15 protein-coding genes are annotated in these 12,809 nt (G+C 47.1%); 4 read left to right on the top strand and 11 right to left on the bottom strand.

The features are described from left to right. Position 1: 1 nt before the first annotated feature. The 8 genes from MZO40_RS09115 to MZO40_RS09080 all read right to left on the bottom strand — a co-directional run bounded on the left by MZO40_RS09115 (position 2) and on the right by MZO40_RS09080 (position 6,998). A complete protein-coding gene (locus MZO40_RS09115) occupies positions 2-706 on the bottom strand; it encodes an ABC transporter ATP-binding protein (protein ID WP_003639654.1) in 705 nt (234 codons plus the stop codon). Next, a complete protein-coding gene (locus MZO40_RS09110) occupies positions 707-1,486 on the bottom strand; it encodes an ABC transporter ATP-binding protein (RefSeq protein WP_050340154.1) in 780 nt (259 codons plus the stop codon). It lies immediately after the preceding gene. Continuing rightward, positions 1,479-2,441: a branched-chain amino acid ABC transporter permease gene (locus MZO40_RS09105; protein ID WP_105961555.1), complete on the bottom strand. Its 963-nt coding sequence runs from the start codon at positions 2,439-2,441 to the stop codon at positions 1,479-1,481. The genes MZO40_RS09110 and MZO40_RS09105 overlap by 8 nt, the downstream gene beginning before the upstream one ends. A gap of 13 nt (positions 2,442-2,454) precedes the next feature. Further along, on the bottom strand, positions 2,455-3,333 hold the full coding sequence (locus MZO40_RS09100) for a branched-chain amino acid ABC transporter permease (RefSeq protein ID WP_050340152.1): 879 nt from the start codon (positions 3,331-3,333) through the stop codon (positions 2,455-2,457). A gap of 27 nt (positions 3,334-3,360) precedes the next feature. Next, a complete protein-coding gene (locus MZO40_RS09095; protein ID WP_003639658.1) occupies positions 3,361-4,554 on the bottom strand; it encodes an ABC transporter substrate-binding protein in 1,194 nt (397 codons plus the stop codon). 497 nt (positions 4,555-5,051) lie between these two features. Continuing rightward, a complete protein-coding gene (locus MZO40_RS09090) occupies positions 5,052-5,270 on the bottom strand; it encodes a hypothetical protein (RefSeq protein WP_003639659.1) in 219 nt (72 codons plus the stop codon). A gap of 89 nt (positions 5,271-5,359) precedes the next feature. Continuing rightward, the gene (locus MZO40_RS09085; RefSeq protein WP_088770759.1) at positions 5,360-6,172 is read right to left on the bottom strand and encodes a matrixin family metalloprotease; all 813 of its coding nucleotides are present in this window, start codon (positions 6,170-6,172) and stop codon (positions 5,360-5,362) included. A gap of 355 nt (positions 6,173-6,527) precedes the next feature. Beyond that, positions 6,528-6,998 (bottom strand): GtrA family protein, encoded by a 471-nt coding sequence (locus tag MZO40_RS09080; RefSeq protein ID WP_105919638.1) that lies wholly within the window; start codon positions 6,996-6,998, stop codon positions 6,528-6,530. Positions 6,999-7,242: 244 nt separating this feature from the next. Here MZO40_RS09080 and MZO40_RS09075 point away from each other — a divergent pair, with 244 nt between their 5' ends. After that, the gene (locus MZO40_RS09075; protein ID WP_105961554.1) at positions 7,243-7,884 is read left to right on the top strand and encodes a hypothetical protein; all 642 of its coding nucleotides are present in this window, start codon (positions 7,243-7,245) and stop codon (positions 7,882-7,884) included. A gap of 139 nt (positions 7,885-8,023) precedes the next feature. Here MZO40_RS09075 and MZO40_RS09070 read toward each other — a convergent pair whose 3' ends face one another. Next, positions 8,024-8,686 (bottom strand): helix-turn-helix domain-containing protein, encoded by a 663-nt coding sequence (locus MZO40_RS09070; protein WP_105961553.1) that lies wholly within the window; start codon positions 8,684-8,686, stop codon positions 8,024-8,026. A gap of 440 nt (positions 8,687-9,126) precedes the next feature. On the opposite strand from MZO40_RS09070, the gene MZO40_RS09065 reads away from it, so the two are divergent. The 3 genes from MZO40_RS09065 (at position 9,127) to MZO40_RS09055 (ending at position 11,614) form a co-directional block, all read left to right on the top strand. Next, positions 9,127-10,719 carry an Nramp family divalent metal transporter gene (locus MZO40_RS09065; RefSeq protein WP_003639664.1) on the top strand — a complete coding sequence of 531 codons (1,593 nt, stop codon included), beginning with the start codon at positions 9,127-9,129 and terminating at the stop codon, positions 10,717-10,719. After that, on the top strand, positions 10,719-11,150 hold the full coding sequence (locus MZO40_RS09060; RefSeq protein ID WP_050340147.1) for a universal stress protein: 432 nt from the start codon (positions 10,719-10,721) through the stop codon (positions 11,148-11,150). Before MZO40_RS09065 ends, MZO40_RS09060 begins: the two co-directional genes overlap by 1 nt. 191 nt (positions 11,151-11,341) lie before the next feature. Next, entirely contained in the window at positions 11,342-11,614 is a 273-nt protein-coding gene (locus tag MZO40_RS09055) for a hypothetical protein (RefSeq protein ID WP_105961551.1), read from the top strand. 178 nt (positions 11,615-11,792) lie between these two features. Here the strand turns inward: MZO40_RS09055 and MZO40_RS09050 are convergent, their stop codons facing one another. Then, a complete protein-coding gene (locus tag MZO40_RS09050) occupies positions 11,793-12,479 on the bottom strand; it encodes a TVP38/TMEM64 family protein (RefSeq protein WP_050340145.1) in 687 nt (228 codons plus the stop codon). Positions 12,480-12,490: 11 nt separating this feature from the next. Beyond that, positions 12,491-12,805 carry a helix-turn-helix transcriptional regulator gene (locus MZO40_RS09045; RefSeq protein WP_050340144.1) on the bottom strand — a complete coding sequence of 105 codons (315 nt, stop codon included), beginning with the start codon at positions 12,803-12,805 and terminating at the stop codon, positions 12,491-12,493. Positions 12,806-12,809 lie beyond the last annotated feature (4 nt).

Here is a 12,809-nt window from a genome sequence, read left to right as displayed (position 1 = left end):
CTTAACCCCCTAGATAAGCTTTTTGTACATCCGCATTCGCCAACAACTCCGAGCCTTTGCCGCTCAATTTGACTTGTCCACTAGCCAGGACGTAGCCGCGGTCAGCAATTTTTAGCGCCTGATTGGCATTTTGCTCAATCAGTAAAACGGTCGTACCAGCCTGATTGATTGCTTTGATAATTTCAAAAATTTCGTTAATGAAAATGGGGGCCAACCCCATTGATGGTTCATCGAGCAACATTAATTTGGGCGCTGCCATTAACGCGCGACCCATCGCTAGCATCTGCTGCTCGCCACCGGATAACGTCGCGGCATCCTGGTGTCGCCGTTTCTTCAAAATAGGGAAATAATCATAGACCCGTTGATAAGCATCCGCTAATTGTTGGCGGTCACGACGCAGAAAGGCGCCCATCTGCAGATTTTCTTGTACGGACAATCCAGGGAACACGTGGCGACCTTCGGGAACTTGTGAAATTCCTGCTCGCACGATTTTAGGCGCGGCGGTCTTTTGAATGGGTTGGTCTAAATACCGAATCGTTCCGCTAGTTGGTCGCATTAACCCCGAAATCGTGTGTAGCAACGTCGACTTACCAGCACCATTTGCACCAATTAAGGTCACGATCTCACCCTGTTTGACTTCAAAACTAACGCCCTTGACCGCCTGAATCGCACCGTAGTTCACGACTAAATCTTGTACCTCAAGCATTTACATCCCTCCCAAGTAGGCCTTGATGACTGCTGGATCGTGCTGAATCTCTTCCGGCGTCCCGGTAGCGAGTAATGCGCCGTGTTCCAACACGTATAGCCGTTCGACGACGTTCATCACGAGTGACATATCGTGTTCGATCAAGACGACGGTAATGTGAAATTCCTGTTGAATCCGGCGAATCAGGCGGGTCAAATCAGCCGTCTCTTCGGGATTCATGCCCGCGGCCGGTTCATCCAAAAAGAGCAACTTTGGCTTAGTCGCCAAGGCCCGCACGATTTCAAGACGGCGTTGAATCCCATAAGGCAAGTTCTTCGCCGGTTGGTCGGCTACGGCGGTCAAATCAAACATCGCGAGTAGTTCTTGGGCGGCCACCGTCATCGCGTGTTCAGTGCGGTAGTAGTGTGGCAACCGCAGAATACTGGTCGTAAAGCCTTCCCGATAATGGTTTGTCATCGCAATGCGAACGTTATCGAGCACACTCATCGCTTTGAAGACCCGGATATTTTGAAAAGTCCGAGAAATCCCAATCCGAGCAATCGCGGCCGGTTGTTTACCGGTCAACGCTACCACACCGTTATCCGTATAAAAGCTGATGCTGCCGGCACTGACGCTTGTTTCACCAGTCAATAAGTTGAACAGCGTCGTTTTACCAGCCCCGTTTGGCCCGATCAGTCCGATCAATTCGTCCTGGTCAAAATGCAGTGAGACGTCCGAGACCGCGGTCAGGCCACCAAAATTTTTGACTAAGCCCTGTGCATCTAATAATCGACTACTCATGATTGATGGCCTCCTTGCTCCGCCGACGGTTAAACAAGCGGTCAAACGAGAATTCCCACGTGCCTAACAAGCCTGCTGGTTTAAAAATCATTATTAGAATCAGCGCCAGTGAATAGATAATCATCCGAATCGTCCCAAAGTTCTGGAGCACCGTATCTAGGGCTCCCAAGACAATGGCGGCCACAAACGTCCCGGTAATACTGCCGACGCCACCAAGCACCACGATAATCAAAATCGCAATCGATGCCATGATATTGAAGTCACCAGGGGCAATCGTTTGAATGTAAGCGGCGTGTAAGGAACCGCCAATTGCCGCGGTGGCGGCGCCAAAGACGAAGGCCGCGAGCTTCCAACGGGTCGTATTGATCCCCATCGCACCGGCTGCCAACTCATCGTCGCGGACCGCCATGACTGCCCGGCCACCACGACTGTGAATAAAGTTGACCGTTACGATCGTCGTCACACACATCATGACGTAAACCGTTGCCCACGAAGCCAACGGTGGAATATTGAACAGTCCAGCGGCCCCATTCGTGATTTTTAAGTTGTTGATTAAGATGCGAATGATTTCGGCGGCGCCCATCGTGGCAATTGCGAGATAATCACCGCGCAACCGCAACGTTGGAATGCCGACAATAATCGCAGCGACAATCGCGATCACCACCCCGACGACCATCGACAGGAAGAAGCCCGCGGGTGTCGCCATCGTCTGGGTCATAATCCCGGTCGCATAGGCACCAATCGCCATAAAACCGGCGTGACCAAGTGAAAATTGGCCCGCAAAGCCAATAATTAAATTAAGTCCAACTGCCAAAATCACGTTAATGCCAATCGTGACGAGCATGTTTTCAATAAACGAATTAATTAGCCCCATCAATTCGAAGCCGTCAATCGCCACGAAGCCGACGACCATTACGCCTAACCAAGCGAGATTCGCTTTCAGATTTGCTTTCATGTTGTGCCGCCTCCTATACTTTTTCCTTGGTTCGTTTGCCAAAAATCCCGGCTGGCATAACGAGCAAAATCACGATCAGGACGAAGTAGACGACCGCATCCTTGTAAGCGGACAAGCCGATTGCTTGAACGCCCGTCTCCAAAATACCAATGATGAAGCCGCCAATCGACGCACCCGGGACCGAGCCAATGCCACCAATGACTGCGGCAACAAAGGCTTTAATACCGGGTGTCATGCCCATCAGGGGGTCAATCGAATTGTAGTAAAGACCAATCAACACGCCCGCCGCACCGGCCATCGCTGACCCGAGGGCAAACGTAAACGAAATGGTATGGTTCAAATCAATCCCGACCAACTGGGCCGCTTCTGGATCAACTGACACGGCCCGCATCGCCTTGCCCATCTTGGTACGTTTGATAATTAACTCCAACAAAACCATCAGCAAGCAGGCAGTTCCTAAAATCAATAACTGAACGTTAGAGACTCGCAGTCCACCCCAATGATAGGTGACTACTTTGATGGCTTGGGGGAACGACCGCGCGCTCGCACCCACGAAATAGGACATGCCATTTTCAAGTAAGAATGAGACCCCAATCGCCGTAATCAAAGCGGTGATTCGCGGTGAATGGCGCAGCGGTCGATAAGCGAAATACTCAATGATGACACCACTCACCGCGCAGATAATCATTGCCGAGCAGAGTGCTTCTAAGAAATTAAAGTGCAGTGACCTGAGGCTGTAATAGCCCCAAAAGGCGCCCAACATATAAATATCGCCATGCGCGAAGTTAATTAATTTGATAATGCCATAGACCATCGTGTAGCCCAACGCTAGCAGCGCATAGATGCTGCCGAGCGATAAGCCGTTAATGAGTTGTTGTCCAAATGTCTGCATATGTGTTCCCCCATGCGCTTACTTAAGCTATTTGACGTTATAAACCTTGCTGACCGTGCCATTCGTCAACTGTTCGATTGAAATCGTCTTTTCAGGATTATGTTGCTTGTCGATCGTGGTCGTCCCGGTCACACCCTTAAAGTTCTTGAGTTTGGCCAAGCCATCCGCGATTTTGACGGAGTTCGCTGAACCCTCTTTTTCGATTGCTGACTTGATCATGTAAACTGAATCGTAAGCCAACGCGGAGAAGGTTGGTGCCGTGCTACCATACTTGGCTTTGTAGGCGCTCATGAACTTCGATGCGACCTTGTTCGTTGCACTCGCCTTAGTCGAGAACGGCGTCGTGTAATAAACGTTGGTGGCGTTCGACTTACCGGCGATTTGGGCCAACTTCGCATCCGCCATCCCGTCACTACCGACGATTGGAACCTTGATGCCCGCTTGACGTGCTTGTTTAACAATCAGACCAATTTCGGAATAATAGCCAGGCGCATAAATCGCATCGATTTTCTTATGTTTCAGGGAAGTCAAAACGGCGTTGAAGTCCTTATCGCCTTCCTGGAAGGTCTGGCTGCTGACAACCGTACCGCTATATTGCTTCTTGAACGCTTTGGTCAACCCCGTCCCGTAGTCACTGGAGTTATCGGTCAAAATTGCGACGCGTTTGGCCTTCAGCTGCTTGGTCACAAAATTGGCGGCAGTGGAACCTTGGAAATTATTCTGATAGCAAGCCCGGAATATGTACTTTTGAACCTTGCCACTCTTTTGCAACGTGTAATCGGGGTCGGTCGCTGAAGGACTCACGGACGGCACGGCAGCCTTAGTCATGTTCGGAATGGCTGCGGTCCCAGCGCTCGTGGTGGCTGGTCCAACGACGGCCACGACCTTATCGTTATTGACCAATTGCGCAGCCACTGATGCCGCCGTGGTGTTCGAAGTCTTATTGTCGCGAATGACCAATTGAATCTTCTTCTTGGTTCCGCCGACCTTGATACCACCCTGCTTATTGATTTGTTTGACGGCCAACTGAATTCCTTGCTTCTGTTGTTCACCATAACCGGCAGCGGAGCCTGATAGTTCCATGTTGACCCCGATCTTGATCGTCTTGCCTGGATTATTTCCTTGACTAGAATTCGACTTAGCGGTCGCACAACCTGCCAACGTCATTGCCATCGCACCCACTGCCGCAATCTGCATCGTTCGTTTTTCCCATGTTTTCATTTTCAATTCCCACTTTCTTTTTTTGATTGAAACTAGTTGAAACCCCAATCCTCCTTATGTCACAAAAAGGCCTCATCCACCGTAGTGAATGAGGCCTTTTCATGGAACTGAGCCTCATTACCACAATGGGAAAGAAGGGCTCAGTTCACTTGAATTTTGAGTTTTAACTCAAGGTCAAGTGACCGGGTCCTTCTTCGTTAATAATAAGGCTAAGTTTTGAACAGCAAGGGTCGTCAACAAATTGGTTAGGTTAGATTGAATTTTCATTGTTGACGCACCTCGCTTTCAAAAAGTTTTTTTGTTTAGTTGATGTTTCTTAGGTTAATTAATTTTCGGTGATAAGTCAAGCGAATTTTTTAATTATTTTTATATTAATTAAAAATCAGCCTCGCCATGGCCGGTCTTCTTGAAGGCTAAAAAAATGCGAAAAAAAGAACGGCTGACAATTATGTCACCGTTCTCTTCGAAAAATTAGGCCGTCATGGTCGTTATTTTAGTTAAGCCTTTAGGAGTTTTTCAACTTCGCTCTTGAGCTTAGCTTCGTCCATACTCATATAAGGCGCTACTTCGTCAGCCGTCTTGTCAGTATCATGACTATCCGCGTCCATAAAGTGATTCCAGATTGCATCCCGTACAGGTAACTTGGAATCGCTCCAATCAAACACGTCCGTCATCCGTTCGTCTAACATACTGTTCATTTCAACTGCTGCAGCCATACTAAAACAACTTCCTTTCTAATTTTCGGTACACCTCAATTATAGGTCATCATTTTAAAAATGGTTAAATTTTGTCTGACTTTTTTCACTTAGGCGTTCTTTTGGTAAATTGTTCGTAAGGCCGCAATGTCAGCTGACGATAAACTGCTCTTGCCTTGCGAGATTGGATACATCACCGATTCTTTGGACGTACTGTGGTCTAATCCCAGTGCGTGCCCGAGTTCATGGACCGCAACGGATTTACTGAAGGCTGACGAGTACGAGCCATTCAGGCTAGCCGTCGCATTATTCCAATACTGGGTGCCGCGCCAACTGATCTGTTTGGTGATGTCTGGGCCCCCATGACCAAGTTCAACACTGGTAGAACCGGCTGACATCTTCTTGTGGTACATTGAAAAAGTGACGGAATTCTGGGTGCCGCTCGCCTTGCCCGCAACTAAGTGGACAAGTCCGGTCTGGTTATAAGTGGCGACCGCTTCTTTAAAGACTAGGCGAGCCGCTTTCGGTAAGTTACTTGAAAATGTGTAATAATAAGTCTTTTTCAGGGTCGTGTTCTGCACGATTGATTCGATTGGTGTCGCGTCAGTGGTACTCGTCGATGACGAAGCCGCCACTGAACTGGATTCACTGGCATTGCTCGTACTCGTCGTGCTGCTTGCTGACGAGTTATTCGTACTGTCGCCTGATGACTGAGTCGTTGTCGAGTCAGCCGTCTCACTGGTCTCATCCGCATCTAACAGATGGCTTGATAAGTCCCCAGATAAGGCTGCTGCCAAGTTCTTCTGACTAGTCTGATATAAGGCAACAGCGCGGGGCGCCAACGTATCATAGTGGCGCCAGCCAAAAATGACCAGTCCAATCAAACAAAGTGCTTTCAACCCACGAATCAGATTTTTTAGCATTATGCGCGCTCCTCTTAATATTCTAAAATGGGACGGGGACATTTATTGCTTAATTAAACCACATGTCACCACCCTTAGACACAGGTTTTAGCGAATCATTAAGAATATTTAGGAATACCGCAATCTAGTTGTAATCTTAATCCGCTTTCCTCATTAGTTGGGCTAACCAAGGTATTCGTTCATCCCTTGATGGACTGGCGTTTTTGACGTATCGGTTAATTGGCTTGCCGTTCATCAGCCATGAACGACCTAGTTCGGCTTCCAGGGCCGGCTGTAAACCAGACTAGCACTAATGCGCCCTTTAGTGAGCGGTAATAAAAAAGGCCCGAAGTTGTGCTTCGTGACCTCCAGACTGCTATTTATTTCGGAAAACATATAATTTCGAGAATAAGAAATTCCCGATAATCGCCCCAGCTTGACCGAGAATCTTAGCAAGGACTGCTGAGCTGCCAATGACAGACATCAGCAACCATAAGATTGCGGCTTCAATCAAGTAAGTCACGATCCGCGTGGCATAAAACTTGCCCATTTCACGAAAGACGTACTTGGAATGGTGATCAAACACCTTCAGCCGGTCGACCCAAAAGGCGACTTGCACGGCGATCACCCAGGAAATCACGTTAGCGACCTGATATTCCAAACCAATTAAATGGTAGGTTGTATAGAAGGTGGCAAAATTGACCGCCACACTAATTAAGCCCCATAAAATATAGCGAATCGCTTGATTACGGGTCTCTTTCACTGGCGATAGAATTTGCTTATCCAATTCTGCCGTTGGTTCTAGGATATCCGTCACCGTTTCTTCATTCTGATTCGATTTACTCATGATTATCACACCTGGCTTTCTTCACTTAAACCCCATTATCATGAAATAATTTGTTTTAAGTTGCATCATTATCATTCAATGAGTAAAATTCAACACATCTTAATCTTATCACAGCAGTTAACTATTGGCGATGACAACTATCCAATTTCTATCAAGATAATTATCCCGCAATGTCGGGCAATCTGCCAGGAAGAACACATGCTACTCTCATCGTTAGCTGAAACTAAATGTAAGGAGCTTAACAATGCTTGCGCTACTGATTATTTTTATCATTTATCATTTCATTCACGAACAGTTCGAATTCAGTCGGATCACGCGGTTGAACTACTGGATTATTCCAGTCATCATGCTGTATCAATTTATCCGGACTTTCACGTGGTCAATCACCAACGGCATCGTGCTGGTTGGCATTCTGGTGTTTGCAACGGTCGTCGGTTATTTTCAAGCCAGTCACACGCAATTGAAAATTGAGCCGACTATCCAGCATCATTCTGCTGACGCCCAATCTACAACCGTTATGAAAACGTCCTCACACCAAAAAGCAGCCACCGGTCAGCCAACCACGAATCGGGCCACAACGGTCAGTGCACAAGGCGGTCGGTCCTACCTGCTTGGCTGGGTATTGACGTTAGGCGCGCAGTTGGTGATCGAATGGTCCTATCTTCATGAGAAACTCTCCTGGGCAACCATCAATAATGAATTCTTGAAAGAAGTCTTCGCAGACCTCAGCTCAATTTATCGTTTTTCTGAAAGCGGCCGCCACACGAGTTGGACCCTTTGGGCATTGACCGGCGCAACCAGTTTGGCATACACACTCTGGCTTGCACACCGGTCAGCCGCCGTCCGTCAAGCGGTCTTCAGAACTCGTACGCATCACCGTAACTAAACGATCAAGCAATGTGCACCTAAATGTCATCTATCAGTGACTTGTCAATCTCGACACCACACCCACTGTCGTTTTGAATAGCAGTCCAAGTTAAAAACAGCCTAACATCCCCTACCCGGATGTCAGGCTGTTTGATATATCACGCACGCTTTAGACGCTGAAACGGAATTTCAATCGCCATTAAGGCCGCCATCGTCCATACAAATTGGTGCCACACTACGCCAAACAAAAAGCCACTAGCCTCTCCAGCCAAGGCCGCTGATGGCGTGTGTGCGACAGTACTGGCCGATGGTAGTGCCGCAACAATATCTGGCCATTCCAGCGCAAGATTCAATGCGAATAACATCATAATTAAACCAAACAAGGTCCACCCTTCGCGCTTAGTCGTCGCCCACTCATCAAAGTGCGGATAATTCAGTAATAGCGTAAAAGTCATGACGATTAGCGCAACTGAGATTAACTCGCTAAATGAACTATCGATTTGTAAAAAATCTAAACAGTAACTCACAACCAACAATCCCAGATTAATCCCATACCCCACTGACAACAGCCGTTGTTGCCGCCGACTCGTGGTCGTTTGTACTTCATAATGTTTTAACATACTCAAATCTTCCTTCAATAAATAATCGAGTGACAAATCGTAGACCGTACTAATCTGAACTAACATGCCAATATCCGGATATGAACGGCCATTTTCCCAGCTGGAAATCGTCTGTCGTGCCACGTGTAATTCTTCAGCAACCGCTGCTTGCGTTAAGTGCTTCTGTTGCCGAACAAACTTAAAATTCTCGCCAAAACTCATCCCCGTACCTCCCATGTTGATATCGTACCAGTCACCCGTCAAAAGACAAGCTAAGCTTCTTAGCATCCTGATAAGGCCGGGCTTTATGACCAGTCACGTTTAAATTAATATCGGCCGTAACTGCCCGACTTGAAGAGGTGAATCGCCACTTAACAAACGGACCATAGCGTTTCCATAGCGGATTTTTCAATATCGTCTTCCACTAAAATTTTTCTATGGCCGAATATGACACTAAATCGGTGTCGAATTGTGAACCGCTTTCATCACCAATCAGTCGGCCTTTGATGCCATTAAAATAATAGTTAACCGTTGTTACCATTCGAATTAAAACGGTTTGATATTTTTGTAGGTGCACCTAAAAAAGTATTTCCATTTACTTTTATTTATTGTACAATGACAACGGCTCAAAGATTTATACAAATAGAAAGGTGGTCTTTTAATTGAGCGAAAAGACGAACACCCCAAACCGGAAGCATAAACTGATTGAATATGCGAACGGCCCCTCACTAGAGGAAATCAACGGGACAATCGAGGTTCCTAAGAATCTGAGTTTCTGGAAAACCTTGTTTGCCTACTCTGGTCCTGGTGCCTTAGTCGCAGTTGGTTATATGGATCCCGGTAATTGGTCCACTTCAATCACTGGTGGTCAAAACTACCAATACATGTTGATGTCTGTCATCTTGATTTCAAGTTTGATTGCGATGTTGCTTCAATACATGGCAGCTAAACTTGGTATCGTGAGTCAGATGGACCTGGCCCAAGCTATTCGTGCCCGGACGAGTCGGTCACTCGGAATCGTTTTGTGGATCTTAACTGAATTAGCGATTATGGCAACTGATATTGCGGAAGTTATCGGTGCCGCTATCGCCCTGTATTTATTATTCAATATTCCATTAGTTATCGCGGTATTTATTACCGTCTTAGACGTTTTAGTTTTGCTATTATTGACCAAAATCGGTTTCCGAAAGATCGAAGCCATCGTTGTTTGCTTGATTCTCGTCATTTTATTCGTTTTCGTCTATCAAGTCGCTTTATCCAACCCAGACTGGGGCGGTGTCATCAAGGGCTTAGTTCCAACTGCTGACACCTTCTCGACTGGCCGGACGGTTAACGGGATGACGCCACTATCTGGTGCTCTTGGGATTATCGGGGCGACCGTTATGCCGCATAACCTGTACTTGCACTCTGCCATTTCACAAACGCGGAAGATTGATCACAATGATGAAGAAGATGTTGCTCGGACGGTTAAGTTTGCCGCTTGGGATTCCAACATTCAATTATCCTTCGCTTTCATCGTTAACTCACTCCTACTAATCATGGGGGTTGCCGTTTTCAAGAGTGGTGCCGTTAAGGATCCTTCATTCTTCGGGCTTTACGAAGCGCTATCGAACACCTCAATGCTCAGCAATGGGATTTTGATTAGTGTTGCTAAGTCTGGGGCCTTATCAGCCTTGTTTGCAATCGCGTTACTTGCTTCTGGTCAAAACTCCACGATTACTGGGACGTTGACTGGGCAAGTGATTATGGAAGGTTTCGTTCACATGCGGATGCCACTCTGGTTACGGCGGTTAGTTACTCGGTTGATTTCTGTGATTCCAGTGCTGATTTGCGTGCTGTTGACTAGCGGTAAGAGTGCGATTGATGAACATACCGCGCTGAATAATCTGATGAATAATTCGCAAGTGTTCCTGGCCTTTGCCTTACCATTCTCCATGCTGCCATTACTCATGATGACCGACAGTGCGGCTGAAATGGGCAAACGTTTCAAGAACTCGCTCTGGATCAAAGGATTTGGCTGGTTATCAGTTATCGGTTTAACCTTCTTGAACCTATTAGGGTTACCGGATTCAATTCTGGGCTTCTTCGGTGACAATCCATCTGCCGGCGAACAAACCTTCTCTAAGATTTTAGCTTACGTCTTAATCGTTGCCATCTTAGCGCTACTTGCATGGACGATCTTCGACTTACAACGCGGCAACAAGCGTTACGTCGCACAACAACTCGCCGCAGCGGCTAAGGAGGCTGACAAATAATGGCAACCAAATTCAAACGAATCTTAGTCGGTGTCGATGATTCGGCTGACGCCCTACTCGCCTTCGACTATGCGATTCATCAGGCTAAACAAGATGATGCTGAACTAGTCATCATTTCGATTCTGGAAAACGACGAAATGAACGTCTACCAAGCCTTAAGCAAAGATTACGTGCACGGCGAACGCAAGGAATTAGAGCAACACATCTTAAAATACCAGCAACAAGCTCAAGAAGCTGGTGTGACCAAGGTTCGCTCAATGATTGCGGAAGGTGAACCTGGTGAGACGATCGTTAAGGAAGTCATTCCACACGTTCAACCTGATTTACTCATCATTGGTTCATTAGCGAAGAAGGGCATTGCCAAGCACTTTGGGAGCCAAGCTGCTTATATGGCCAAATACGCCCCCGTTTCGGTACTGGTCATTCGTTAATCCAACCAGTGTTGCTAATTCAGAACATTGAATCAGTTCTTTAAAAATACAGCATTATTTGCTGACAAAAGCGGCGACTCACATCTGTGTGGGTCGCTTTTATTTTACAGATTCAATTTTTAGGATAGCATAACTTTATTTGACTATTAGCCTTAACCTACTATAATAGATGGTGAAGGGGGTATTTGATCATGACACCTAACGAGACCTACGCAGATTTAGAACAATTGCATCTATTACCAGCAGCCCAATTTACTTGGCGGCCCTTCACTTCTACCACCATCTTTGTTGACAGTCCGCACGACCGGCGCGTTTATCGGCTGAACTTAGCGGACGCGACCGTCGACATTTTTCAAGCAGACCCTAGTTCAGAACTCTCTGAACACTTCGAGCCCCTTAAAACGATTCAACTAACACCACAACAAATGAGTCAACTCAAGCCATCACAACCAGTTGCCTCATAATAATTGTCATTAGCACGCAAATAAGCGTTTCAGGAATGAACCTACCATTCTTGAAACGCTTATTTGAATCGATTCGATTGTGGTGTTGCTTGTCCGTTGCAGCTGGCAAAACGGCCCATCACCTGCAGTTGGTGGTGCAGCTGGCCATTAGCGATTGCTGCCGGATGTCAGCACTTAACTACACTTCTTCATCCGATACTGGCGCGCGCCGGCGGTCATGGTGTATCAGCCATAGTAAGCCCACTAATAAAATGACAATGCCAATCACGAGCGCGGCGTTTTTAAAATGAGCCTTGATTAATTCATCGCCACCCCAGGCATAAATAATGGCGGTCGGCATACTCCCTACTAGCGTCGCCCACGCCAATTGTCGTCGTGTCACCGCTGTTTCGACAGCAGCCAAGCTCACCAATGAAGTCGGAATAAACGGCACGGTGTAGCCGATAATGATGCCGAGTAGCGGATGGCGCATATTACCGATCGCGGTCACGAGTTTTGACGATTTTTGCGTCCGATGAGCAGTCACCCGGCCGAAGAATCGCTGTGCAATCAAATTTCCCAGCGTAATCCCGATAATATTCAGGACAGCACCGAGTCCTTTGCCAAAACAAATTCCGGCGACGACACTGATCGTCGCAACGGGTGCGCCCGGAATAATTGAAAAACAAATCAATAAGGGTACGACCAACCCAATGTCTACGGCGCGATGTCGCCGCACTTGTGCGACTAGCGCATCTTGGTTGAAGACCCGGTGTTGAACGAGCTCCCAGGTACCATGATAGCGATAGACTAATAGCCCAATCAGTAGCAGTGCGAGTAGCGCAGCGCCGACAATCAGTTGCCGTTTCGTTAATTTAACTTTCACATTATCCTCCGCTAATCATGATGGGGCTCATGCTTGATTTCATGCGCCACGTGCCCAATCATGGCATCCACCATTTCTAAAATATGGGGGTCATCTAAGCAATAGTAAACGTGCTTGCCGCGCTTAGTCTTAGACACCAATTGATACTGAAATAAAATCGCTAATTGGTGAGAAACTTGTGGTTGCGGCAGTTGCACGTGACTCACGATGGCCGTCACATCCGCTTCGTGCCGTTCTAAAAAGCGCAATATTTTGATTCGATTCACATTGCCGAGTACCTTATAGATTTTAGCGGCTTCGACTAATAGTTGATCACTAACTTCCATCCGT

This window comes from Lactiplantibacillus sp. B652 (genome assembly GCF_023806745.1).
GTDB classification, from domain to species: Bacteria; Bacillota; Bacilli; order Lactobacillales; family Lactobacillaceae; genus Lactiplantibacillus; species Lactiplantibacillus pentosus.
The sequence above is the reverse complement of the archived record's forward strand: the minus strand, read 5'-3'. Positions and strand labels throughout refer to the sequence as shown.

Bases quoted from the DNA above. Each gene is read 5' to 3' on its own strand.
- MZO40_RS09100 (WP_050340152.1), bottom strand. From the start codon at position 3,333: ATGCAGACATTTGGACAACAACTCATTAACGGCTTATCGCTCGGCAGC.
- MZO40_RS09045 (WP_050340144.1), bottom strand. From the start codon at position 12,805: ATGGAAGTTAGTGATCAACTATTAGTCGAAGCCGCTAAAATCTATAAG.
- MZO40_RS09070 (WP_105961553.1), bottom strand. From the start codon at position 8,686: ATGAGTTTTGGCGAGAATTTTAAGTTTGTTCGGCAACAGAAGCACTTA.
- MZO40_RS09095 (WP_003639658.1), bottom strand. From the start codon at position 4,554: ATGAAAACATGGGAAAAACGAACGATGCAGATTGCGGCAGTGGGTGCG.
- MZO40_RS09055 (WP_105961551.1), top strand. From the start codon at position 11,342: ATGACACCTAACGAGACCTACGCAGATTTAGAACAATTGCATCTATTA.
- MZO40_RS09060 (WP_050340147.1), top strand. From the start codon at position 10,719: ATGGCAACCAAATTCAAACGAATCTTAGTCGGTGTCGATGATTCGGCT.
- MZO40_RS09115 (WP_003639654.1), bottom strand. From the start codon at position 706: ATGCTTGAGGTACAAGATTTAGTCGTGAACTACGGTGCGATTCAGGCG.
- MZO40_RS09085 (WP_088770759.1), bottom strand. From the start codon at position 6,172: ATGCTAAAAAATCTGATTCGTGGGTTGAAAGCACTTTGTTTGATTGGA.
- MZO40_RS09105 (WP_105961555.1), bottom strand. From the start codon at position 2,441: ATGAAAGCAAATCTGAAAGCGAATCTCGCTTGGTTAGGCGTAATGGTC.
- MZO40_RS09110 (WP_050340154.1), bottom strand. From the start codon at position 1,486: ATGAGTAGTCGATTATTAGATGCACAGGGCTTAGTCAAAAATTTTGGT.
- MZO40_RS09080 (WP_105919638.1), bottom strand. From the start codon at position 6,998: ATGAGTAAATCGAATCAGAATGAAGAAACGGTGACGGATATCCTAGAA.
- MZO40_RS09075 (WP_105961554.1), top strand. From the start codon at position 7,243: ATGCTTGCGCTACTGATTATTTTTATCATTTATCATTTCATTCACGAA.
- MZO40_RS09090 (WP_003639659.1), bottom strand. From the start codon at position 5,270: ATGGCTGCAGCAGTTGAAATGAACAGTATGTTAGACGAACGGATGACG.